This is a genomic window from Psychrobacter sp. KH172YL61, from assembly GCF_007182895.1.
GTDB classification, from domain to species: Bacteria; Pseudomonadota; Gammaproteobacteria; order Pseudomonadales; family Moraxellaceae; genus Psychrobacter; species Psychrobacter pacificensis.
This window is the reverse complement of the sequence record NZ_AP019516.1, coordinates 1,368,048-1,391,937: the sequence shown is the minus strand read 5'-3', so window position 1 is coordinate 1,391,937 and position 23,890 is coordinate 1,368,048. Positions and strand designations below refer to the sequence as shown.

21 protein-coding genes and 6 pseudogenes are annotated in these 23,890 nt (G+C 42.0%); 3 read left to right on the top strand and 24 right to left on the bottom strand.

Annotated elements, in window-relative coordinates:
* Window positions 1–504: 504 nt before the first annotated feature.
* Window positions 505–1,119 (top strand): septal ring lytic transglycosylase RlpA family protein, encoded by a 615-nt coding sequence (locus PKHYL_RS07440; protein ID WP_071001681.1) that lies wholly within the window; start codon window positions 505–507, stop codon window positions 1,117–1,119.
* Window positions 1,120–1,206: 87 nt separating this feature from the next.
* Here PKHYL_RS07440 and radA read toward each other — a convergent pair whose 3' ends face one another.
* The 14 genes and pseudogenes from radA to PKHYL_RS07370 form a co-directional block, all read right to left on the bottom strand.
* Window positions 1,207–2,643, bottom strand: a complete 1,437-nt coding sequence (gene radA / locus PKHYL_RS07435) for a DNA repair protein RadA (RefSeq protein WP_240366385.1) — start codon at window positions 2,641–2,643, stop codon at window positions 1,207–1,209.
* Window positions 2,644–2,910: 267 nt separating this feature from the next.
* Complete coding sequence (lptB, locus tag PKHYL_RS07430; protein ID WP_071001684.1) at window positions 2,911–3,690, bottom strand: LPS export ABC transporter ATP-binding protein; 780 nt, start codon at window positions 3,688–3,690, stop codon at window positions 2,911–2,913.
* A gap of 66 nt (window positions 3,691–3,756) precedes the next feature.
* Window positions 3,757–4,237, bottom strand: a pseudogene (gene lptA, locus PKHYL_RS07425) (lipopolysaccharide transport periplasmic protein LptA).
* Window positions 4,238–4,390: 153 nt separating this feature from the next.
* Window positions 4,391–4,975, bottom strand: a complete 585-nt coding sequence (gene lptC, locus PKHYL_RS07420) for an LPS export ABC transporter periplasmic protein LptC (RefSeq protein WP_058024069.1) — start codon at window positions 4,973–4,975, stop codon at window positions 4,391–4,393.
* Window positions 4,972–5,538 (bottom strand): KdsC family phosphatase, encoded by a 567-nt coding sequence (locus tag PKHYL_RS07415; RefSeq protein WP_071001685.1) that lies wholly within the window; start codon window positions 5,536–5,538, stop codon window positions 4,972–4,974. The genes lptC and PKHYL_RS07415 overlap by 4 nt, the downstream gene beginning before the upstream one ends.
* Window positions 5,539–5,613: 75 nt before the next feature.
* Window positions 5,614–6,608: pseudogene (locus PKHYL_RS07410) on the bottom strand (KpsF/GutQ family sugar-phosphate isomerase).
* A gap of 220 nt (window positions 6,609–6,828) precedes the next feature.
* Window positions 6,829–7,360: pseudogene (gene hfq / locus PKHYL_RS07405) on the bottom strand (RNA chaperone Hfq).
* Window positions 7,361–7,764: 404 nt separating this feature from the next.
* Window positions 7,765–8,913: a tRNA (adenosine(37)-N6)-dimethylallyltransferase MiaA gene (miaA, locus tag PKHYL_RS07400; RefSeq protein WP_240366384.1), complete on the bottom strand. Its 1,149-nt coding sequence runs from the start codon at window positions 8,911–8,913 to the stop codon at window positions 7,765–7,767.
* A 183-nt stretch (window positions 8,914–9,096) separates the two neighbouring features.
* Window positions 9,097–10,083 carry a hypothetical protein gene (locus PKHYL_RS07395; protein ID WP_240366383.1) on the bottom strand — a complete coding sequence of 329 codons (987 nt, stop codon included), beginning with the start codon at window positions 10,081–10,083 and terminating at the stop codon, window positions 9,097–9,099.
* Window positions 10,020–10,622: a DNA mismatch repair endonuclease MutL gene (gene mutL, locus PKHYL_RS07390; RefSeq protein WP_240366382.1), complete on the bottom strand. Its 603-nt coding sequence runs from the start codon at window positions 10,620–10,622 to the stop codon at window positions 10,020–10,022. Before mutL ends, PKHYL_RS07395 begins: the two co-directional genes overlap by 64 nt.
* Before the next feature lie 117 nt (window positions 10,623–10,739).
* Window positions 10,740–11,271, bottom strand: a pseudogene (gene tsaE, locus PKHYL_RS07385) (tRNA (adenosine(37)-N6)-threonylcarbamoyltransferase complex ATPase subunit type 1 TsaE).
* Window positions 11,271–11,891, bottom strand: a complete 621-nt coding sequence (locus PKHYL_RS07380; RefSeq protein ID WP_240366381.1) for a 6-pyruvoyl trahydropterin synthase family protein — start codon at window positions 11,889–11,891, stop codon at window positions 11,271–11,273. Before PKHYL_RS07380 ends, tsaE begins: the two are co-directional and overlap by 1 nt.
* Window positions 11,892–12,449: 558 nt before the next feature.
* Window positions 12,450–12,782, bottom strand: coding sequence for a YnfA family protein (locus tag PKHYL_RS07375; protein WP_212564458.1), 333 nt, complete (start codon window positions 12,780–12,782; stop codon window positions 12,450–12,452).
* Window positions 12,783–12,979: 197 nt separating this feature from the next.
* Window positions 12,980–13,501 carry a PhzF family phenazine biosynthesis protein gene (locus PKHYL_RS07370; protein WP_223334195.1) on the bottom strand — a complete coding sequence of 174 codons (522 nt, stop codon included), beginning with the start codon at window positions 13,499–13,501 and terminating at the stop codon, window positions 12,980–12,982.
* Window positions 13,502–13,853: 352 nt separating this feature from the next.
* On the opposite strand from PKHYL_RS07370, the pseudogene htpX reads away from it, so the two are divergent.
* Window positions 13,854–14,791: pseudogene (htpX, locus tag PKHYL_RS07365) on the top strand (protease HtpX).
* A 192-nt stretch (window positions 14,792–14,983) separates the two neighbouring features.
* Here the strand turns inward: htpX and PKHYL_RS18710 are convergent.
* The 6 genes and pseudogenes from PKHYL_RS18710 to PKHYL_RS07340 form a co-directional block, all read right to left on the bottom strand.
* Entirely contained in the window at window positions 14,984–15,052 is a 69-nt protein-coding gene (locus PKHYL_RS18710) for an SEC-C metal-binding domain-containing protein (RefSeq protein ID WP_442966149.1), read from the bottom strand.
* 11 nt (window positions 15,053–15,063) lie between these two features.
* Window positions 15,064–15,648, bottom strand: coding sequence for a hypothetical protein (locus tag PKHYL_RS07360; protein ID WP_240366380.1), 585 nt, complete (start codon window positions 15,646–15,648; stop codon window positions 15,064–15,066).
* Window positions 15,635–15,925, bottom strand: a complete 291-nt coding sequence (locus PKHYL_RS07355; protein WP_240366379.1) for a hypothetical protein — start codon at window positions 15,923–15,925, stop codon at window positions 15,635–15,637. Before PKHYL_RS07355 ends, PKHYL_RS07360 begins: the two co-directional genes overlap by 14 nt.
* Before the next feature lie 196 nt (window positions 15,926–16,121).
* Window positions 16,122–16,907: a saccharopine dehydrogenase family protein gene (locus tag PKHYL_RS07350; protein ID WP_240366505.1), complete on the bottom strand. Its 786-nt coding sequence runs from the start codon at window positions 16,905–16,907 to the stop codon at window positions 16,122–16,124.
* Window positions 16,876–17,304, bottom strand: a pseudogene (locus PKHYL_RS07345) (saccharopine dehydrogenase family protein). The gene PKHYL_RS07350 and the pseudogene PKHYL_RS07345 overlap by 32 nt, the downstream one beginning before the upstream one ends.
* Window positions 17,305–17,701: 397 nt before the next feature.
* Entirely contained in the window at window positions 17,702–18,943 is a 1,242-nt protein-coding gene (locus PKHYL_RS07340) for a carboxynorspermidine decarboxylase (protein ID WP_240366378.1), read from the bottom strand.
* Between the two features lie 99 nt (window positions 18,944–19,042).
* On the opposite strand from PKHYL_RS07340, the gene PKHYL_RS07335 reads away from it, so the two are divergent.
* Entirely contained in the window at window positions 19,043–19,708 is a 666-nt protein-coding gene (locus tag PKHYL_RS07335) for a DUF924 family protein (protein ID WP_212564453.1), read from the top strand.
* A 119-nt stretch (window positions 19,709–19,827) separates the two neighbouring features.
* Here the strand turns inward: PKHYL_RS07335 and PKHYL_RS07330 are convergent, their stop codons facing one another.
* From PKHYL_RS07330 to lpxB, 4 genes are all read right to left on the bottom strand, one after another.
* Window positions 19,828–20,253: a hypothetical protein gene (locus PKHYL_RS07330; RefSeq protein ID WP_240366377.1), complete on the bottom strand. Its 426-nt coding sequence runs from the start codon at window positions 20,251–20,253 to the stop codon at window positions 19,828–19,830.
* Window positions 20,246–21,010, bottom strand: a complete 765-nt coding sequence (locus tag PKHYL_RS07325; RefSeq protein WP_240366376.1) for a hypothetical protein — start codon at window positions 21,008–21,010, stop codon at window positions 20,246–20,248. Before PKHYL_RS07325 ends, PKHYL_RS07330 begins: the two co-directional genes overlap by 8 nt.
* Window positions 21,011–21,256: 246 nt before the next feature.
* Window positions 21,257–22,129 (bottom strand): ribonuclease HII, encoded by an 873-nt coding sequence (locus tag PKHYL_RS07320; protein WP_240366375.1) that lies wholly within the window; start codon window positions 22,127–22,129, stop codon window positions 21,257–21,259.
* 22 nt (window positions 22,130–22,151) lie between these two features.
* Window positions 22,152–23,468 carry a lipid-A-disaccharide synthase gene (gene lpxB, locus PKHYL_RS07315; RefSeq protein WP_240366374.1) on the bottom strand — a complete coding sequence of 439 codons (1,317 nt, stop codon included), beginning with the start codon at window positions 23,466–23,468 and terminating at the stop codon, window positions 22,152–22,154.
* Window positions 23,469–23,890: the final 422 nt, after the last annotated feature.

The window sequence follows — 23,890 nt, the reverse complement described above, 5'->3', positions numbered from 1 at the left end:
TACATAGCCACTAACAAAATTTGCATTTAATTATACTTTGGTTGTAGATTGGTCGTATAGTTAGCATCTTGTAGATTTCAGACTTTCAAATACACTACTTAATTAACGGTTTAATAACAAAGCATCACGCAAAAACTTTTAAACCCTTCATTACTTTAGCAATATCAGAAAGTTTGTATATCGGAAGTTTTATAGATACGACATATAGTGACATTGGTACTTACTCTCTAAGTTAAAAATAAGTACTCAATGAATATCGCTGACTATCATTTAAGCATGTTCTAAGTAACTACGGTCATTACTACCGCTACTTATGATCATAAAATGAAAAATTACCATATATTGAAACCTGTAAGAGTCTCGCCCTAAATATTAATCGCTATCAAAACAATAGATTAATATAAAGATTCTAGAGTTTGATTCACTGTTAGATTGGTCTAACGCTGTCATACTCAATCTAAAAATTTAGAGTTAGGTTTTGGTGTATAAGTTATAGAGGTATTTATGAATAAGCGTTTATCTGGTTTACTTACAATGTCGGCAGTTTTATTCGCTGGCTCTGCAGTTGCTACAAATGTAAATGCTGTAGAAGCAAAAACCTCCCTTGCGATGATTTCACAAGATAACGCCTCCCATATCGATCGTGTACTTGGTGAGCTTAGCCGTCAGCATGATGGTGCATCAAGTTTGGTCAAATCAGCACGTCAGCCTACTTCATTAGCACTTAGTAGTTCACTATTAGCGAGTGATACCACTCAAGTCACTAATGATGAAGATGTGTTAGAGCGTCTAACCGCAGTAGCCTCTAATTCTGTTAGTAAATTTAAGCAAACTGGTCTTGCCTCTTGGTACGGTCGTAAGTTTCATGGTCGTAAAACTGCTAGTGGTGAAACTTTTGATATGAATGGTTTGACGGCAGCACATCGCTCATTACCACTCAACTGCTATGTTAAAGTCACTAATAAAACTAACGGTAAAAGCGTTGTAGTAAAAGTGAACGATCGTGGTCCATTCCATGGCAACCGCGTATTAGATTTATCGTATGGTGCAGCTAAGCGCCTAGGTATCACTAATAAAGGTGTCGGTAATGTCGCTATTGAGCGTGTTTCAGGACCTTAGTTTTAAAACTTATAGCATATAAAAAAGCCCTTAACTTATCATGAGTTAAGGGCTTTTTGATCAAATCTTTATACTTTTCAAGATTGGTTATAACTCAAACGCACTTTCGATGGCATCGTCAAGACGTTCAACAGCAATCACATTGATACCCTTAAACTGAGGAGCTCCTTTAGCAGGTGCATTGGCCTTTGGAATAATCGCATGTTTAAAACCATGCTTCATTGCTTCTTTCAAGCGTTCTTGACCATTCGGTACTGGACGGATTTCACCAGATAAACCGACCTCACCAAACACTGCTAATGACGATGGTAATGGCTTTTCTTTGATGCTTGAGGCACATGCCAACAACACTGCCAAATCAGATCCAGTCTCTATGACTTTGACGCCACCAACAACGTTGACATAGACGTCTTGTCCACTGGTATGAATACCACCGTGACGATGCATCACTGCTAGTAGCATGGACAAACGCTGGAAGTCCAAACCCAACGCCATGCGTCTAGGCTGTCCTTGGGAGTCATCCACCAACGCTTGCACTTCAACCAGTAATGGCCTAGTCCCTTCACGGCTAACCATAACAACAGATCCAGCAACGGGCTTATCATAACGGCTCAAAAATATCGCTGATGGGTTGGCAACTTCTTTGAGTCCCATGTCAGTCATGCCAAAAATACCCAGCTCATTAACCGCACCAAAACGGTTTTTGACTGCACGAATCATCCGAAAACGTGAGTCAGACTGACCTTCAAAATACAATACCGTATCGACCATATGCTCAAGTACACGTGGGCCTGCTAAAGTGCCTTCTTTCGTCACATGTCCCACTAAAAATAGCGCTGTACCTGTTTGCTTTGCATAGCGCGTTAAGATCGCGGCAGACTCTCTGATTTGACTGACGCCGCCTGGTGCAGAATTGATGGCGTCAGTATAAATAGTCTGGATAGAGTCAATAATAGCGATGGCTGGCTGCTCTTGGGTCAAGGCCGCACAAATGGTTTCTACATTGGTTTCTGCGAGTACGCGAAGTCTATCAGCAGGTAAATCTAAGCGTTTGGCACGCATAGCTACTTGTGCAAGTGACTCTTCGCCAGTCACATAAAGCGCGCTACCTGCCAAAGAATCGGCACGTGCCATATTAGTCGCTGTCTGCAACAATATGGTTGACTTACCAATACCCGGGTCACCACCGATTAGTACGACAGAACCAGCTACCAATCCGCCACCCAGCACACGATCAAACTCGCTAATGCCTGTTGGCAAGCGTGTGTCTAGCGTCACACTGACTGCGTTAAGTGGCATAACTGCGCTGTGAGTGCCAGAGTAGTTACCAACTGGTGCAGCAGTACTACGAGAAGTGGATCGGCCGGCATTAGGCTTGGCGGTATTTTTATTGTGATGCGGCATACTGACATTTGGCGCTTCTACCAAGCTATTCCATTCGCCGCAATCTGTACACTGCCCTGCCCATTTGCCAAAATGCGCGCCGCAATTCTGACAGACATAACTGCTTTTATTTTTTGCCATAAATGATGAGCCTTATCCAGATGATTAGTCGAGAATAATGAATAAAATATCGTACGCTCTTTGATGAGTAGGAATGTAAGAGTGTTTGTCGCGATCAGCCAGTTGTGAGTATCGAAAGCTGTATCTGATAGAAGGGGAGAGCGTTAAGCGTAGGTTATTCTAAATATAATGAAAATGTTGACTGCTGGCTTTATCAGTTAGTTGCAATGCTAAAATCAGCAGTTCGTGTAGATAAGAATATGAGTAAAAATGATTTAGCACAGCGGGCTATACTTGAAAGTCTTTACCTAAGTAAACAGATTTGACCAGATCATTTTCTAAGACTTCCGATGAAGTACCTTCGGCAATGATAGCCCCTTCTGAAACAATATAAGCCTTTTCACAGATGGCTAACGTATCACGAACATTGTGATCAGTGATTAAGACACCAATACCACGATTTTTCAGTGTCAAAACAACATCCTTGATATCGCCAACAGAAATGGGGTCTACACCGGCAAATGGCTCATCCAATAAGATAAATTTAGGATCCGCCGCTAGCGCACGAGCAATTTCACAGCGACGACGCTCGCCGCCTGACACACTCATTCCAAGTGAGGTACGTACATGTTCTAAATGAAATTCGCCAATCAGCTTTTCAAGCTCTTGCTGCTGCTCAGCTTTACTTAATTCTGTACGAGTCTGCAAAATCGCCAATATATTGTCTTCGATAGATAATTTACGGAAAATCGACGCTTCTTGCGGCAAATAACCAATACCAGCACGAGCACGCTCGTGCATAGCGTATTTAGACAGATCCATTTTTCCTAGAGTGACACGGCCCTTATCCATATTGACCAGTCCCACCACCATGTAAAAACTGGTCGTTTTACCAGCACCATTCGGGCCTAGCAGTCCAACAACTTGGCCTTGCTCAACAGAAAACGAGACATCTTTGACTACCCAGCGCTTGCCGTAACGTTTACCCAAATTTTGCATAGTCAAGCGAGCGACAGGCGCCGTATTGCTATTTGATACTGAAGAATCTATATTTTTATTGTCACTCATAGCTTACTCTTGCTTTCACGATATTCGTATACTACCAAAAACCTATTCATGCTTTGGTTGGCTAGGTTAGCGAACGCCACTTTGGTTGGTATTATTATTTGGTGGAAATACCAACTCTACTCGCTGATTACCACCAGCGGTCGCTTCTACATCACCTGCTTTTAGACTATAACGAATAACATTACCGGCAAAACTTGCCCCATTCTGAACCAGCTTGGCATTTCCTGTTAGAGTGATAATGCCAGATACCGCGTTATAATCAATCTTATTTGCCTGACCTTTTGCCAAGCCTTTTTCTTGCGTCACAACCTGCTGCATAGTTGCTGGACGACCCGTCGCTACCGCTGAATTAATGCTGCGCTGCTGCGAGATTGACTGTGATATTGTCCGCAGTCATTTTAAAAGTGCCTTGAGTAATAATGACATTACCTGAGTAACTAGTGACGCCAGTACGCTCACTATAAGTGGCCTTGTCCGCTAGCAGTTTGATTTGCTGATTGGCATCTGATGGCAGTGCATGGCCATACAATGGTAGGGCTAACAACATAAACGTTGGAACAACACGTAGCTTATGTGAGCAGATTGATGCGCATAAAGTAGGCAAAAATTTAGATTTCATATAATAACTCGTTTCATAATTGTTGATAGGATTTGCAAACTTCATGATGGCTGCTGTTTTAATGTAGTAGAAAACGCTAGTTTAAAATAATGCTTTGTCTTGACGATCAGCGGGCGTAAAAGCGACAGCAACTTGCCCAAACTCATATTCACCCGTTTCCAGATTGGCAGTCATGCTGGATGCTTCAAAACGATTCATCCCTTGTTCAATTTTGACGGGCTCATCGCTATACACTTGACCAGACTTTGTATTGCCTTTTAGGGTACTACCAGTCACTTTGATTGGCTCAATATCAGACGCCTCTTTATTACCTTCGCTAACCAGTGTAAAGCCACCTGATAAGCTCAACTCCCCTGTTTGCTGACTGATGGCTGCACTACCTGCTTGAATACGGTAGCGCTGCTCTGTTGACGGCTCCCAATTCATCGTGATGCCTGACATCTCATCCTGATTGGTCTCAGGATTATGCGTTAAAGACTCAGCAGTAAGTTCATACTCAGTTTCACCTTGCTCATTTGTCTGAACTGCTTTGATATCAGTGGCTTCATAATCGACATCTGTCGTCTCGATATTGACTGGTGGCGACACATCCCCTTGTTGCTGGAAAAACCAGCCCGCAATACCAGCAATAATCAACGCTAATATAATGAGAACACGTGTATTCACGACAGTTCATCCTGAGCTTGAGTTTCATCAAGCGTATAATGTGCAATAAAGTCTTGATAATGTCCGTACCCCTTTAAGATGAGATCACATACTTCACGTACTGCGCCGGTACCACCTGCTCGAGTGGTGACCATATCACTGCGTTTTATGACTTCCGCGTGTGCATTGGGTACGGTTGCTGCAAACCCTACCGTTTGCATCGCTTTAATATCTGGCAAGTCATCACCCATATAAGCGCAGTCGGCAGCAGTAATATTGAGCGCAGGGTCAAGAGACGATAATAACTCTTTTAGTGCAATGAGCTTATCATCCCGTCCTTGTACCACATGATTGACACCCATTTCTGTTGCACGTTTATCAACCATAGCGCTGCTACGCCCAGTAATAATAGCAGTTAAAATGCCATAACGCGCTAGAGACTTAACACCGACGCCATCCTGTACTGAAAACGCTTTGGTTTCGATACCATTTGCGTCGTAGATAATTTGACCATTAGATAAAATCCCATCGACATCCATGATCAATAGCTTTACTTGTCCGGCTTTTTTTATTAAATCTTGCATTATTTGTCTCTTTTGACGAATATTTTTCTAACTATTTTATATGAAAAACCAATCGTTCTATCAACTATTAATGAATTACTTTACACCAGCTTGTAATAGATCATGAACCGTGATGACTGCTTCTAAACGATCTTCATCATCAATAATTAGTAATTGACTGATACCATTTTCATTCATGACACTCAAGGCATCCGATGCGCGCATTGTTTTACTGATATGGCGTGGGTTACTGACCATTACCTCATTCATCGGCGTTTGTAGATCAATACCTTTTTCAAGACCACGGCGTAAGTCACCATCTGTAAATACGCCAACGACTTTATCACTATCATCCGTCACCACGGTCATCCCTAAGCGTCCAGCAGACATCGTAAATAGTGCTTGCTGTAGCGGTGCTTGTTGGTGAATCAAGGGTAAGTCTTCTGACTTGGTATGCATTAAATCTTCGACACGCGTCAATAGTTGACGACCTAATGCGCCCGCTGGATGCGATAATGCAAAGTCCTCAGAAGTGAAGTTACGAGCATGTACCAAGGCGACCGCTAGAGCATCCCCTAACGCTAAGGTAGCCGTTGTACTCGATGTAGGGGCAAGATTGAGCGGACAAGCCTCTTGTGAGTGGCCAAGGGTCAAAACAATATCAGCCGCTCGTGGCAGCATACCGCGTTTATCTCGGCTGATACTAATTAGAGGGGATGTGTAAGCGTTTGACCACTGGCAGTAGCATCTTAATCTCATCGGATTCACCAGAGTTCGAGATAGCAAGCAGTACATCACCTTTGACCAGCATGCCCAAATCGCCATGACCTGCCTCACCAGGATGCATAAAAAAAGCAGGCGTACCCGTCGAGGGCAAAAGTCGCTGCTATTTTACGTCCAATCAATCCTGATTTACCCATGCCCGTTACTACCACTCGACCCTGACAAGCCAAAATAACGTCACATGCTTGTGCAAACCTGTCATCTATCTGCTCTGTCAACAATGCTAATGCAGATATCTCAGTATTAATCGCGTCAATAGCCGTTGTGATAAATTGCTCATGGGTCAAATCAGTTGTAGTATCGCTCATGGATCTGCTCTATTTTTATAATGAATCAACCTAGTATTTTACTATACTCTGTTTCATATTAATAATGGCCTACCATTTATATAATGGAGACAGCCATTATTTTTTACAGTAACTATCTGCTTATTTATATAAAAAAAACCCACTATGTTAGCAGGTCTTAATCGTATAAATCATGTCTTTTAATGTATAGTTGGATAATACACTCAATGCGTGCAGCTAATTAACTATTGGTATCATTCGATCCGTTGTCCGGCTTTTCTTCAAAGCCCGTACCGTCTGTCGATGCATCAAAACCACGATCCTGTCCAAAGCCGCCGCGCTCAAAACCGCGTTCCTGACCTTGTCCAAAGCTACCACGCTCAAAGCCACGTTCTTGACCTTGACTAAACCCTCCGCGATTAAATCCACTACGACTAGAGGCAAAACCACGCTCTTCAAAACCACCCGCAGCAGGATTGCTGCCACGCTCAAAGCCACCACCTTGATAGCCAGTTTGCGCTAAGCCTTGAGGTTGAGCGCCAGTACCTGTAGTGGTTGTACTACTACGCGGGTTACGAGCTGGCACTACGGTTGAGATGGCATGTTTATATACCATCTGACTGACTGTATTTTTGAGGAGTACAACATATTGATCGAACGATTCAATTTGGCCCTGCAGCTTGATACCGTTAACCAAAAAAAATAGAGACAGGAATGCGATCTTTGCGCAGCGAATTCAAGAATGGATCTTGTAAAGTTTGTCCTTTTGACATGAAATCTCTCCTAAATATTATATAGTTATGTTTTGAGTGCCAATTATTCTAAGTGTCAATTTAATTATAGTGGCTAAAAGGTAGATACAATAATATGTTTTCTTTATAAAACGTATCTAAATAAATATTCATTGTTCTTAAGTTATTCCACTTTATCGCGAATACGTTATTATTGTAAATAATTAAGTAACTACTTGTTTCATCAAGCGTTTTTTCTGTAAAAGTTAATAGCTATCTACTACCAAGACAACTGTATTTGACGGCTACTATATCTGTAGTAATCTCAAATTATAACAGCTATCCATGCTAATTTTTGAAACTAATTGTGATTCTTTATTTATATATCAATAACGTGCTTTGAAAACGTAAAGTAAGACGCACGTTAATAAGATAAAAGCATGTTTTCAAAAAGATAATCTCTTGCTTGTGCCATTGTTGTAAAAGTTTTTTAGCACCATCCCTTTGGGGACCGCATCATCAAACTCAGATACAGCATCAGGCAATTGAGCAACTTTTCTAAGCCATGTATATTGGCGTTTTGCTAGCTGCCTTGTGGCATATAATGACTTATTTTGCATTTCCTGACAAGCAAGCGCTTCGGTCTCAGCATAGGATACATCTGGCTGAGCATTTGTGTAAACGCCCTCTCCTTGTATCTTATTTATGGCCATTAGGCTTTTAGAGTCTGCGAAGGCTTCATAAAATTGCGCTTTGTCCAAATGGGTTTTATCCAATACTGGATGCTGCGTACGAACGAGATATTCCAATACTTGGCGATAACCCACACAGCGCATCGACGGCATATTAGGGGTCAGCGGGTACTTCTCAAGTAAGCCAACAACCTCTGCCACTAACCCTTCTTGCCACATGATATCAAGGCGCTGTTCGATACGCGCATGTAACCACGGGCGGTCTGGTATCACTGACAATGCATGCCACTGCTGTTCTGGATGATGGGCCAAAGCTTGTTTTGGCTCACGCTGCCAGTCGCTTATGGGCCTATCTGTCTGCAAATAAACCTCAATTGCCCGAGTAATGCGCTGAGTATCCGTCGCATTCAAACGCTGATGGCTAACTGAGTCAACATTGCCAAGATAATCATATAAAGCACTGATACCTTCCTCTTGACGCCATTGTTCTACGCGTGCACGTACGCTGTCATCGCTATCAGGTACGGGAGACAGGCCATCGAGTAGCGCCATGTAATACATCATGGTGCCACCTACTAACAGCGGTATCTTTTTGCGCTCATGACACTCATCAATAAGACGTGCTACATCATCAACAAACTCAGCAACACTATAGCTTTGCATGGGATCAATAATATCAACCAAATGATGCGGATAACGCGTTAATTCATCTGCTGTTGGTTTTGCCGTACCAATATTCATATCGCGATATATCAGTGCTGAATCCACAGAAATCAGTTCAAAACGGCCTGTATCGTATAATTCATATGCTAATGCTGTTTTTCCGCTGGCAGTGGGTGCCATCAGACACACGACACTATTATCCGACAGATTAGTAGAGACGCTATCAGACGAATATTGCATAGAATTGCCTTTCTCAATATGTAGTTGGCTAAAATAGTAGTCAGCTTGATATTTATTCGGATGTAGAAGATAACATTAGTGTGACTAAACGATGACTGTCTAAGATTTTGATCGCATTTCTTGTCAGTATATCAGCGAGATCTGCGACAAAAACTGCTGAGTCTTGTGCAGTCATTTGCGAGCTTACTGTTGTAAGCTGATGATTGATCTCCATAGCACTGTTTGACATTTTATCTTTTTAAATACCTTATTGCTAAATATAGATGATTCAAACAACTGGCTTACCTTTGACTGCCAGTCTTTAGTACTTATTAATAGACATTGCCCTTGATGATAAAATAAGAGCCAAGGTAGGTTTTTATCAGTTGCGGTTGAATCGATAACAAGAGCCTCTGCATCATTAATAATATCCAAGCAGATTGGTAAGGATGAAACTGTAGGCGCTTCGGATGAACGATACGAAGTATGGCGACTTTGCTGTAACGGCTCATCGACATAAGATGGTGCTGGTTCTTGAGCTAGTGATTTATCTGGAAATGATTTGCTTGAGGCAGATTGATATGACTGCCTAGGAGCTTGCACTTGTCTGCTCTGTCTTGTGTGATCTATAGGCATATCATTGGGCAAATGTGTGTCAGACAAAGTATCTACAGAGACGTCTTTTTTTGACACTTCTGGATTATCGGGGCTAGCAACCTTTGGCGTAGCATTGACTATTTTTAGCTGTGAACGAATCGTATGGCTTAAGTGAGCCATGATATTGTTTAGCGGACTGATTTTGATACGCTGCTTTGATGGATGTACATTGACATTGAGCCATTGGGTTGGCAACTCAAAATAAAGCGCATACCCCATACCTGCTAGCTGAGCACTCTGAGCCAGTTGACGCATTTGATTGCTAATCAATGCTTCTTTTACCAGCCTGCCATTCACATAAATTAGCTTTGGCAATGCTATCTGCTCATCAGTCATCGGCCATAACCAGCCACTGATTGCTGCCTGATTAACCGTGCTATCGCCGTACGCTACAGACGACTGCACAAGACTCGATAGATCTATCGATACTGCTAGCGCATTGTCCGTTAATGGCATACCAGTCGCTTGTTCTAAACGCGGCAACGGTAGACGGTTAGCATCATTATCGTTAACGTTTGTAGCATTTGCAGACAATGATAACCGCTTTTTATTGTCATGAAAAGTGTCAGTGCGACATCAGCTCGCGCCAGTGCGACTTCACGGACGATGGTCTCGATGTGGCCAAATTCAGTGGCAATAGATTTTAAATTACCCCGGCGGGCAGGCACATTGAAATATAAGTCTTTGACTATGATTGTTGTGCCGCGATTATGAACGACTGGTATGAGCTTCGGTGTATCATCTAATACTCCAGCCACCTGCAATTGACGACCAATACCACTATCATCATGACTGCTAGTTAAGCTCAAACGAGACACAGCAGCCATCGCCGCTAACGCTTCACCACGAAAACCCAACGTCGTAATGCCGTGCAAGTTCGCAACATCGGCGACTTTGCTAGTCGCATGACGAGTAATCGCCATCACCATATCATCAGGATGAATACCCACACCGTTATCCACCACTTCAATCATGCCCATACCACCTTGAGTAATACGTATCTCAATATCGGTGGCACCTGCATCAATGGCATTTTCGAGCAGCTCTTTGACGACCGCTGCTGGACGTGTCACGACCTCACCTGCTGCTAGTTGATTAATCAGCAGCGGCGATAGTTTTGATACGGGTGTTGTGGTGGTTATCTGGCATTGATAGATGTCATATTTTAAAAGAATGGCAAGTGGTGTGATTTAGATATTAAGTTTTGATAAATCCAGACCTTGCGCTTGGCCTGCTTTTGATACTCTTAAGTGCACTTGGCGTGCTTCATTACCTTTATCATCGTTTTCAACTTGCGTAATATCGATAAACAAAGTTGGCATCGGTAGATAACCATCAGCACGGCTCGCCCATTCAATGATAACGAGCGCTTCAGGCTCATCTAAATACTCATCAAAGCCAATAAAAGACAGCTCTTCTGGATCTTGGAGACGATATAAATCTGCATGATAAACTGGCTTAGTCGTGCCATTGCTTTGCTCAATGCTATAAGGCTCAACCAAGGTATACGTTGGGCTTTTTACCGCACCAGTATGACCGAGAGCATGCAACCAGTAACGCGTTAAAGTGGTTTTACCTGCGCCCAAATCCCCCTGCCAGCCACACACTACCCGTCAGCGGCAATGCTGCCAGTTGCTTAGCCAATAACTGAGTGTCTTGCTCAGAGTTCAGTATCAAAGTTTGCACGCTGTCACTGTTTTCTATTGATTGATCATTATGCATCAGTCTGAACCTGCCTGTGCTTGCTCTGGCTGTACCTGCATAGTCACCGTTGGGTTGGTGAAGCTTTCACCGCGAATCAGCTTGGCATACAGATCAGAGTCCGTCCACTCAGCACGAACTTGTTCACTAAATTCGAAATCCTCTAAAACCAGCTTACCCATTTGCTCGTTTGCCACATCATCAGCAAAACACTGCGCATAACCTGTTGCCGTTTCATGAGCAATCACTGAATACACACTGACATCCGCCTCACCATTTTGCATTTGCGTCTGGCGCAGTATTTCTTGCGCCCAAAAGAAAATCACCCGTGAAAACTGCTCTGCTGACGGAGATACTGGTAGGCTGATCCAACGTGCGCTAAATTTCTTGCACGCTGCGACATATTCAGGATCGTCTTTGTTCCAAAAACAAATGGCATGATCAAAGCTGTCGATAATGTCTTTGATCGAAGATTTTAGTAGCCCAAAGTCATAAACCATTTGCCCGTGATCTAAACGTGTGGCTTCTAAAATCAGCTCAATCTGATAGCTGTGACCATGGATGGAGTGTTTGCAGCGCTCAGAGCTACAGTTGCGAACGATGTGAGCGTTTTCAAATTTGAATAGTTTACGTATACGCATAATAAGGTGACCAAAACAGTGAGCACAGTGGTGCTAAATGTCAATAAATAAGAGTTTGCCGCGTTTATGAATCGGTTTATGGCTAATTATAGCAAATCGCCATGTATCCGTAAGTAAGCACTTATGAATACCATGATTAATTGAACGAATCGATTAGCGCATAACTTGGCTAAAGCAATGATTTCGCTAAAGGAAAGAAACAAGAGAACTGAATCGTAGGCGAATTGTGCGAGTGCTATCTATTACCAACGCTTAAACTTATACTCAATTGGGTAAGCGGCTATGTATGTTAGTCGTCACCATACTTACCTTAAGTCAGCCCAATTGGCTTAGCAGGTTGTATGCGTTATCTACAAAGGAATTACCATGAGCAAAGTCAAGACAGTAAGAAGAATGTCAAAAGAATCCGCTTCTGACCGCCAAAGAAAAGAAAGCGGCCAAACAAGCGAAGAAAGACGACAACGGTAGTATTTTAGGTAAACATTAATATTTTTCGTATCAATATGCCAATCTGACCTAGTGGTTTGATTGGTATTTTTTAGTTGGCCACTCGTTTTTTTAGGCACTGCGCGGCGCAAACATAATAATCGCCATTCCTAATAGTGCAACTACTGAGCCCACTATGTCCCACACGGTTGGTCGTATCCCATTGACCGTCCATAACCATAAAATCGCCATACAAATATATACGCCACCATAGGCCGCATAGACCCTACCTGCAGCAGTCGGATGTAATGACAGCAGCCAGACAAACGCGATCAAACTCAGCGCGCCAGGTATTAATAGCCAGATAGATTTACCTTCTCGTAACCATAGATAAGGCAAATAACACCCTGCAATCTCAGCCAATGCGGTCAGCGCAAACAGGCTAACGGTCTTTAATTCTGTCAAACTTACCTACTCCTCAACGGTGATAAATCCAGTCAAATATGATACAGCATTGCCAGAAATAAGCACTCTATCGTCTGCCACGGTACAGTCAAGCACACCGCCGCGACTATTTGCTGGCCAAAAGTATCTAGAGATAAAATCATAATCATGATACTTCTCTGAGGTTGCCTGACAAGTTACCACTACATCATAAGGCGCTATAGCTGCTTCAACTTTTCATTATCACGCACGACATTCAGCACATCGGATTCAGCATCATAGATGACGAAATACGCTTGAGTATTACGATAGACTTCAGCAGGCACAATGGATAGACCTGCTAATAAACTATCAGGAATCTCATCGATTCTTTCAGGCATTCTATTGGGAAAATCCATTTGCATTTTGCCAGAATCCGTTTTTGCGACTGTCAAAATACCAACCGCTTTGGCTGAAAAGTTAATCGACTGTACGTTTGAATTTTTATTAAACAATACATAGGCAGCGGCTAAAGTCGCATGACCACAGAAGTCAATTTCGGTCAATGGTGAGAACCAACGAATATGATAAACACCTATGCCATCAGCAACAATAAAAGCGGTCTCAGACAAGTTATTTTCAGACGCAATAGACTGCATCAAAGCATCATCTAACCATGTATCTGTCACAATAACCGCTGCGGAATTGCCTTTAAACAAAGTGTCAGTGAAGGCGTCTATAATATTTATTTCTAGTTGCATGAGATGTTCGCATTTTTATAATTTTTTAAAGATTAATCTTGGTCATCATTATCTTCCGAGAAATCAAAATAAGAAATAGTTGACCAAAACTTAATACTTAGATCAATAGGCAATAGTTTCGGTGATGTTGTACTGTAGCTAACCAGTCTTGGCAACGAGCTAATATATACCTAGTTCGCTAATTGTCTCAAAAAATCTCACTATAGCTAGGACAACATAATTATTTTAGCATTTTGACAATATTGAAATAGTATGACACACAAAACCCCAGTAAAATCTATCATGGCAAACAAACCTCTTAGATAACCGCCTATCTAGGCCATACCAACACTTTAAATAGGAAATTAGCGTCATGATGCGTATTGGATTGTTTTTATTGACCAACTTGGCCGTGATCGTGGTCTTTAGCATTGTGTTTGGGATACTATCCAGATTTTTGGGATTGGCGGTGTATATACGGCAGGTGGGCTAGATTATGTCAGCCTTGCAGTTATGTGCGGTATCTACGGTATGGTCGGCTCAATGATTTCGCTATTTCTGTCAAAATGGATGGCCAAAAAATCCACGGGTACGGTGGTAATAGAATCTGCACGCAACCCAACTGAGCAATGGCTGGTCGATACAGTGGCAAAACAAGCGCAAGCGGTAAACATCGGTATGCCTGAGGTTGGTATTTTTAATAACTCGCAGCCAAATGCTTTTGCGACTGGCTGGAATAAGAATAAAGCGCTGGTAGCGGTATCCTCTGGTCTACTACAGAATATGAATCAAGATGAAGTCGAAGCGGTATTGGCGCATGAGATTGGTCATGTAGCCAACGGTGATATGGTAACCCTTGCCCTCATTCAAGGCGTGGTCAATGCGTTTGTGATGTTCTTTGCGCGCATTGTCGGTAGCTTCGTGGACCGTACTGTGTTTAAAAACACCAGTGATCGCCCAGGTATCGGTTACTTTATCACCAGTATTGTGATGGATATTTTGCTTGGGTTTTTGGCGTCTGCCATCGTGATGTGGTTTTCACGCTTACGTGAATTCCGTGCGGATCAAATGGGGGCCAAACTTGCCAGCCGCGAAAAAATGATCAGTGCGCTTGATGCTCTGCGTCCTTCTGCACAGCGACCAGATCAAATGCCTGAGAGTATGAAAGCATTTGCAATCTCGTCTGGACAAACGCAAGGCTTTAGTATTGCCAACTTATTCCGCTCACACCCCACACTTGATGACCGTATTGCGGCGCTACGAGAATATAATCCTAGTGAAGGGGTGATGGATTGTTTGGTTCATTATTGATTGCTAGAAGCACAACCTTTAAATTGGGCTAGTGATCTGTAGGTTATACCTTGATTTTTGGTCAATATAGCAAAATTTATAGTTTAAAAATATAGACTCACTATACGAACCAATGCAACTAGGCTTGATCAAACATTGCTCATCATTTTTATCCTAAGATCAAATGCAATATAAATATCCTGAAACTCTGGACTATATAATTCCACAACACCTTTTATATTTTTTACCACTACCACATGGACACTGTTGGTTACGACCTATCTTTTCTTTTTTTATAGTTTTTTCACTTCATTAAAAGGTACAGGGTAACGATTAATTGCAGATTGATAACTAATTTCCATATTACTTATTTCCACACAACCACCGCCAACACCTACTGAAAGCGAGTGTTCCAATATATCCAACCCCACCTTGCAACCTGATATACTCATAGATGAAGAGCTCAAAACTTGACCACTTCGAGTCACTACTTTTAAGTCTTCATTTTCTCGACAGCTAATCTTTACTCCATGATGCATCATTTCAAGTCTTTCGATAATTAGGGTGTGAGGAGCCTCTGACCTCAATACTAGAGAAATATTTCCTGAGTTTTTTCGAATCGTAATTTTTGCTCCAATAACTTCAACGTCCCAATTTAATGTAGAAGTAACCCATTCATTATTTACAATCTTCAGTATTTCTTTACCATCAAAATTTGTAAGATAGGCGTTAATTCTAAAGGGTGATCCTGTGCACTCAGGTCTTTTCACAGAGAAAATACTTTCACCATCAATATTAATTAAAGAATCTACATTTTTACATATCAAGGTGCCTAATTTTATAGTAGGTTCTACAAGACCAAGATCAAAAGGGACCAAAAGAAAATCCTTTCTGATTACAAATAGGATTTAAAGATCGCATTTTGATAGTGTCTTTAGATAGAATTTTTCTAGTGACTCGATCATGGCAGCCTCCACACAACAAAACAATATGTTCAGGATTGTGTTCCTTTGCTTCAGCAAAAGTAGGATCAAGATGTTCATATTGATATACGGCGTTACCACAGTTAACACAACCAAACCCACAGCGCTGCCTAACTTCTCTTTTCACTAAAGAGGATATAGTATCTTTTAAACCATATTTATTGACTCTCAATTTTACTGTCCTTAATATTTTTTTTAAAGTGAAAGCTAATGAGTATAAAAAGTAGAGCATTTGTAGAAAATAAAATGGTAGCTACCAGTGATAGTAGCAAGAACGCCATGTCACCGCTAGCCCCCTTTATTCATATAACTAGACATAAAAAAAGCCTATCTATAAAAGATAGGCTTTTCTAAATAACATTTGCTAATTAAATATCAAACTCAAGCGCTCTATCACCTTCGCTATCTTTGATACGCGTTGGCAGACCAATCTTATTCAATAGATTAATAAATGGCTTGGCATCTAGCTCTTCGACGTTGACCATCTTGCCTGCGTCCCATTCGCCAGTCGCGACTAGTATTGCCGCAGCAACAGGTGGCACGCCTGCAGTATACGAGATACCTTGGCTACCCACTTCGTTGTAAGCGTCTTTATGATCTGAGACATTGTAGATAAACACTTCCGTCTCAACGCCATTGATTTTACCTTTAACTTTATCACCAATGCAAGTCTTGCCTGTATATTCTGGTGCAAGCGAGCTTGGATCTGGTAGTACCGCCTTCACGACTTTTAGCGGCACCACTTCTTGGCCTTCAGCCGTCATCACTGGCTGCTCAGACAGTAGGCCTAAGCTCTGTAGCACGGTGAATACATTGATATAATGCTCACCAAAGCCCATCCAAAAACGAATGTTTGGTACATCTAGGTTGGCTGACAATGAATGCACTTCATCATGACCACTCAGATAGCTGTTCTGCACACCCACAACTGGCAAATCATCTGTACGTTTGACTTCAAACATTTTATTAGACTGCCACTTGCTATCTTGCCAAGAGTAAACTGTCCCTGTGAACTCACGGAAGTTGATCTCTGGGTCAAAGTTAGTCGCAAAATATTTGCCATGACTGCCCGCATTGATATCAATGATGTCAATATCAGTCACAGATCCTGCATCCATCATGTCATAACCCAAGCGTGCATACGCATTGACCACCGGGATCAAAGCCTGCACCTAAAATAGCAGTGACATTATTGTCTGCACAGCGCTGTTTGCGTTGCCACTCGTAGTTGTTGTACCACGGCGGCGTCTCACAAATCTTGCGTGGATCTTCATGAATAGCCGTATCTATATATGCCGTGCCTGTTTCAATACAAGCTTCTAGTACGGTCATATTGATAAATGCCGAGCCAACATTAATAAGTATCTGTATTTTTGTGTCTTGTATCAGCTGCACGAGTGCTTGGCTGTCCATCGCATCGACCTGATGCGTATGCAAGACTGCAGCCTGCTTAAAGCTGTCTTTTTTCTTTTACGCTCTGCGCGATGGCATCGCATTTGTCTTTTGGTACGTGAGGGCGATATGGATCTCGCCGAGCACATCATTGTGCATCGCACATTTATGCGCGACCACTTGAGCGACGCCGCCTGCTCCGATGATAAGTACGTCTTTTTTGTTAGATTTGGCTGGTTGGTTTGTGTTCAATGAACAATCCTCCTTTGTGTCCCTGTCGATACCATTGATTTTGGCTATGCAAAACAGAAACGAGTGAATGATATGCGTGAATTAAAAAGGAAGACCGAGGAAAACCCACGCACCCGTCGGGCAGATAATACTCCATTATTTGCCCGACGCGATTATAACAATTTTATTCCCTTATCGGTAAAAAATATGTATAAAAAGTAGAGATATTAAAATGCATACTAATACAGGTTAAGCCTTTGTTTTTTAAACATTAAAATACAAAACCCGACAATAACATAGTCTTAAAAACTAAGGCTACTAAGGCTTAAGATAGGCTGGCTTTATATTCCTCATAGTCGAACTCACGCTGGATATCGGTACTGCCGTCCAAACGACGAATCACAATCGCTGGCATATTAACCCCATTGAACCAGTTTTTCTTGACCATCGTATAACCGGCCGCATTACCAAAGGCGATCTTATCGCCTATCTGAAGATTACTCGGTAATGCATACTCACCAAAGATATCACCTGCCAAGCAAGAACGACCATAAATAATGGTATGGTCTGCCGACTCAGCATTGGCTTCAGACGGCGCAGCTTCTGCTGGATTGCCAGTAGGTGCAATATTGCTAGCAGTATTATTGATCGCGGCAATCGGTGCGGACTCACGATAGATAAGCAAGTCGAGCATATGTGCTTCAATCGAAGCGTCGACGACGGCGAGATTTTTTTGATTGTGCATGGTGTCTAACACTGTCGTGACCAACGTGCCCGCGCCATGGATACTTGCTTCGCCTGGTTCTAAATAAACTTGCACGCCATAGGTCTCACTAAATACTTTTAATCTGTCAGCCAGCTTTTCTAATGGATAATCAGGCGCGATAAAATGAATGCCGCCGCCTAAGCTTACCCATTCAAGTTGCTGCAAAATATCGCCAAATCTAGATTCGATATCTGCCAAACTTTCACTAAAGGCTTCAAAACTGTCATTCTCGCAATTGTTATGAATCATAACGCCTGTAATATCGCTTAGTACCGCTGCGATTTTATCTTTATCGTGCTCACCAAGGCGGCTAAATGGACGTGCAGGATCAGCAATCAAAAATGATGAGTTGCTGGTTTTTGGATTTAATCGTAAGCCTACTGGAACACCTTGCGCTGCCGCTTGATTTTTAAAAGCAGTTAGCTGTGAGATTGAGTTAAATATAATCTTATCAGCATAACTGAGTACTTCAGGAATTTCATCTGCACTATAGGCGACGCTATAAGCGTGGGTTTTCTTTTTATCGCTGCTACTGGCATCAGCGTTATTACCAAAGGTCTCATAGCCCAATCTCACTTCGTTAAGTGAAGACGAAGTCGTGCCATGCAGATAAGGCTGCATCACATCAAAAACACCCCATGTGGCAAAGCATTTGAGTGCCAATAATGCTTTTGCACCAGACAGCTCACATAGCCTAGCGATGATTTTCATATTGGCAACGATCGCCGCTTCATCAAGCACGTAGTATGGCGTTGGTGGCAATGTCGCGTTGATAGAATTCTCTAGATTTTTTGCATTCATAATAGGTTACCTAATAGACACTCTGCTGTTGGTATCTTGACAGACAGATATAAATATTTGCGCTATAGTAGACTAAATCCATCATAATTAGAATATCTTATGGCACTCTCAACCGATTATTCCACCTCTGCCAGTCGATCCCATGCCTCTCAATTAGACCCAAAACATATAGACTTGACGCACCTCCACCCGGATGCGCGTGCAGTATTGGATTTTTGGTTTGATAAAGATAATGAAGCGTGTTGGTTTGAACAAAACGATCGTTTTGATAAGCAGATAAAGGACAAGTTTGGTGACATTTGGCAGGCAGCAAAGCAAGGTGAATGCGTTAAATGGCGCCTCGCAGAATCTTCTCTAGATGGCAATAGTTCAATAACAGCGCTAGCAGGACGATTGGCAGAAATTATTGTCTTAGATCAGTTTTCACGCAATCTGTGTCGCGAACAAGCCTGTGCTTTTGCCCAAGACGGTATGGCATTAGTTTTAGCACAAGAAGCCACTCAGCAGCCCTATTTTGACACTTTACCGATGCAATGGCGTAAGTTTATGATTATCCCATTTATGCACTCTGAATCTGCCTTAATTCATGAGCGCTATTTGCCATTATTTAGACAGTTGGATGATGCCACTACGCTAGATTTTGAATATCGTCATAAAGAAATTATTGATCAATTTGGGCGTTACCCACATCGTAATGAGGCACTAGGGCGCAAATCAACTGAGGATGAAAAAGCCTTTTTGCAACAGCCAAACTCTTCATTTTAAAGTAGGTTTTATCCAGTCTGCTTACTTTGTCACATTCTTATAGTGTCTTTATATAAAACAAGGACTGAACCAGTTATCTGGTTCAGTCCTTTGTTTGTACAATTGATTAAACGGTTTAACTAATAATTTACCTTACCCGTCGTAAAAGTGAATGACTTACTTTCTAAGTTTTTATCATCAACCAAGATATCAAAGCTTACTTGATATTTGGTATTGCCATACAGACCACATTGCTGGCTTTGATTTACCGCGCGATTAACTTCGCAGCTCTTTAGTGCATCTGTTAATGGCAAAATGAATGCCTCATTCGCTGGTAATGCGTAGTTGGTGTTCACATACGGATCGTTATCAAAGTCGATCAATTGAATCGGTACATTAGTATTTCGCTGAGTATCTCGGAACTTGATGTTGCTGACTTTGATTTTGTTCGCTGATGGCATACTCACATAAACAGGCTGTCCGATAGGATCGGTACGTAAATCGCGACCTGTGCCTTTAACAGGGTTTGGCGACTCACTATACAGAGCAGTTACTGTATCAGTCACACCTTGACAGGGGATAAGTAAAAACACCTGACACGGTTGTATCTTTGGTCGCTTTTGTCGCTGAGGCATGGCTAACCAAGACATAACCTTGGTTAAGAGCTGGATTTTTGGCATCCGGTTTATATAAAACCATGCCTGAGCCAACAACGCTTGAGGTGGGTAGCATCAATGAACGCAAATGATAGGGTGCTGCCAACAACGACTTGGCCATTGATGTTGCCACCACATCCGTTTTCAGAAAGCTTCCTGCTGAATTGAAGTAGACAGATTGAGCAATATTTTCTGTGACACCATATTGTGCGTTGCTGTATTTTGCATTTAATAAGCGATCTGAGAAATCTAATCCACCGAAGAATGGGTTATTGCTACCTGTCAAACTAGCAATATTGCTGATTTTATTTTCGACATGGGCATTAAAACTGGTCGGCGTGCTATTAGCAAAGACGTATTTGATATAGTTTGCGTGCTTAATCGCAATATCATCAAGCGCCGTATCAACAGATAAACCACCTAAGCCACAACTGGTTCTTGCCAAACTAAATTGATTATTAGCACTTAAGGCTGCTTGCGGATTATTCTCAGTTGGTGCATTGCTTTCATTAATAGGATTACTATCTTGCTCATCTTGTGTTTCGCTCTGTAGATTATTGGATGTAGAACCATTATCAGAGTCACCACCACCACCACCGCAGGCCGTTAAAAATACCGCTAAGAAAAGCACTACAGCAAGGTTCTTTTGAGAGGGATGAGCCATCATTTCTTATCCTATAAAATAGTAATATATATAATTCATAGTGAGAATAAAACTCAAAATAAAAGCTTAGTCATTGATTTAACAGCACTTTATGCCAAGAGCAATATATTGTATTACATTTTATAAATTTTCGCTCGTTATTTTTCCGAAAATTTGCCTGTTTGTTAACATAGGTATATATCTTCTTTCTGCTGGTACATTAAATCTTTATTATTAGACGATTTCTAGACGAGATATTGTCCTTTAAAATTAGCTCTCTAATGCCTTTCTCACTGGCGCAAAACTGCGCCTATGTGCTGATAAGACACCATGTCTCTCAATGGCTTCCATATGTGCGCGAGTTGGATAGCCTTTATGTTTGGCAATACCGTATTCTGGATACTGCATGTCAAGGGCATACATGGTCTCATCACGGCTCACCTTTGCCAATATACTAGCCGCTGCGATACTGGTATGACGTGCATCACCCTTCACCCATGCTTGGCAATCAACAGAAGATGGCGATATGCCCAATTCGTGAAATGTAGCATGGCTCAAATCAGGACAGCGATTACCATCAAACAACGCCTCTACCTGTAATTTATCAAGTGATATGCCAAGACTTTTAGTTTTAGAAAGATATTTAAAAACTGCTTCTAGCAAAGCTTCGATGCATAACCGCATACCGAGCATGGTAGCCTGCAAAATATTGACTTGATCGATGACAGCTGCTGGTATATCAGCGATGATATAACTGACTGCATGCTGTTGTACCAATGGATAAAGGATATCGCGCTTTTTTTCGCTCAGCTTTTTGGAGTCTGTCAGTATCGACAATGGTGTGTCTTTGAGTGGTTGTTCTTCAATCAATCCTGACCAAGACGCAGGCAATATCGCGGCGGCCACATTGACACTACCTAGTAACGGTCCACGTCCTGCTTCATCAACGCCAATTTTTAATATTGACTGTTCTAAGCGTTGCGCTTCATCGCGCTCATATTGAGCAAACAGCTTAAAGGTATTCAACTGTCCATATAAGCGTATAGGCGCCGCCAATTGAATATACTGCCCTTTGACATCAATATGATCAATACTGACGTCAATTATTTGGGCTAGGTTTTTTGTGCTAGGTTGAATTTGCATAATATTAGAAAGTCTTTCTAGGTTAGGTAAGATTGGAGGCATTACTATCGCTCATAAAATATTGTTCAATCACGCTATTTGCTGGCTCATGATTGCTTTGCTGCTGCAACGTGTGCTTTGTCGCGAGCAGATCTTTTAATTGCTCAGCATAAGCACGCGGTTGTAATAGACGCATTACCGTACGGCAAATATTATCCCCACTTGCCTGCTCTTGAATAAGCTCAGGCACAATCGGCGCATTAGCCAAAATGTTAGGTAGTGCCACATAAGGCACTTTTACCAGACGTTTGGCAATCTGATAAGTGATCTGATTCAATTGATAAACCACCACCATCGGACGCTCAAGCAGCATTGCCTCCAATGTTGCTGTCCCAGAAGCTAGCATCACGATATCTGACGCTGCCATCGCATGCTGACTAAACTCTCGCTGAGTATCATCATAAACGACGACAATAGCCGCCCGCAGCTGCTCTGAGCATTGATCAATGACTTCTTGCACAATATATTGGTGATTTTGATCAACCGTTGGAATGATAAAACACAGCTTTGGGTCTAATAATATGAGCTTTTGAATGCCGTCAAGCATCAATGGCAAGATAGCGGTAATCTCGCCACGCCGAGAGCCAGGCATCACGCAGATAAGCTGGCTGACATCATCAAACCGTTCAATAAAAAACTGCTGTAAACCATCATTGTGCCAGACCAGCTCGCTACGGCGCTGATTGATTGGCGTGTCTATCAATGCTTGATCAATGGTTCGTAGCAACGGATGCCCCACACAGATCGCCGGATGATTATGACGCTCATAAACCGGTAGCTCAAATGGGAATAGGCACAATACCAAATGGGTTGCCGCTTTAATATTATGGATACGCGACTCACGCCATGCCCAAATAGAAGGACTGACATATTGCACACAGAACACGCCTTGTGGCTTGAGTTTTTTAGCGACCCGTAGGTTAAAATCAGGTGCATCGATACCAATAAACCAATCGATATTGGCTGTCTTAAACGCACTCAATAGCTCGCGGCGTGCTTTGAGCAAATCTGGTAGCTGCGCCATGACTTCAACCAGACCCATCACTGCCAAACGCTCTAATGGAAAAATGCTTTGCAATCCTTGCGCTTGCATCTTAGTGCCGCCCACGCCTACCCAAACGATGTCATCACGCAGATTATTCATCTGTTGCATAAAATCTGCGCCTAAACTGTCACCTGACACTTCACCTGCGACAATGGCTATCACTAGCGGTGTGGCAGTCGTTTTAGGTTTATTAAAATCCGTCTCTGTTTGGCTGATGGAATCAGTATGTGGATGAGACGTAGCAGAATCTGTCATGACAAGCTCTCAATATTGAAGATATACAAATAAAATAAATCGTTGTTGTAAAATATAACACAGTCAATCAATGATAGAGGTTGATGACATACACATTTTATCTGTGTCTATTTTTGGCATTCATGTTTTAGTGTGCAATCGTTTTAGTGCGCAATCATAAAGCCACCGCGGTCGCTATCATACGTGACGATGATACAAATAGCTAAATTCACGCATAAAATCTGAGCGTTAAGCACCCAGTATTTAATTCATCCTTATTAATAGACAGAAAAACGAAATACCAAACGTGCATTTGCGAATTCAAATATAACCTTAATCATGCGCAAGTATAACTAAGTTTTAGTTTCCTCATTCCAGTTATCAGTCAATTAACTACCGGACTACCCTTGTCAACCAACACTTTTGTCCGCATAATGAATATT

Coding starts and splice junctions, on each gene's coding strand:
- PKHYL_RS07440 (WP_071001681.1), top strand. CDS start 505: ATGAATAAGCGTTTATCTGGTTTACTTACAATGTCGGCAGTTTTATTC.
- radA (WP_240366385.1), bottom strand. CDS start 2,643: ATGGCAAAAAATAAAAGCAGTTATGTCTGTCAGAATTGCGGCGCGCAT.
- lptB (WP_071001684.1), bottom strand. CDS start 3,690: ATGAGTGACAATAAAAATATAGATTCTTCAGTATCAAATAGCAATACG.
- PKHYL_RS07415 (WP_071001685.1), bottom strand. CDS start 5,538: ATGCAAGATTTAATAAAAAAAGCCGGACAAGTAAAGCTATTGATCATG.
- miaA (WP_240366384.1), bottom strand. CDS start 8,913: ATGCAATATTCGTCTGATAGCGTCTCTACTAATCTGTCGGATAATAGT.
- PKHYL_RS07380 (WP_240366381.1), bottom strand. CDS start 11,891: ATGCGTATACGTAAACTATTCAAATTTGAAAACGCTCACATCGTTCGC.
- PKHYL_RS07370 (WP_223334195.1), bottom strand. CDS start 13,501: ATGCAACTAGAAATAAATATTATAGACGCCTTCACTGACACTTTGTTT.
- PKHYL_RS07340 (WP_240366378.1), bottom strand. CDS start 18,943: ATGAATGCAAAAAATCTAGAGAATTCTATCAACGCGACATTGCCACCA.
- PKHYL_RS07335 (WP_212564453.1), top strand. CDS start 19,043: ATGGCACTCTCAACCGATTATTCCACCTCTGCCAGTCGATCCCATGCC.
- PKHYL_RS07325 (WP_240366376.1), bottom strand. CDS start 21,010: ATGATGGCTCATCCCTCTCAAAAGAACCTTGCTGTAGTGCTTTTCTTA.
- PKHYL_RS07320 (WP_240366375.1), bottom strand. CDS start 22,129: ATGCAAATTCAACCTAGCACAAAAAACCTAGCCCAAATAATTGACGTC.
- lpxB (WP_240366374.1), bottom strand. CDS start 23,468: ATGACAGATTCTGCTACGTCTCATCCACATACTGATTCCATCAGCCAA.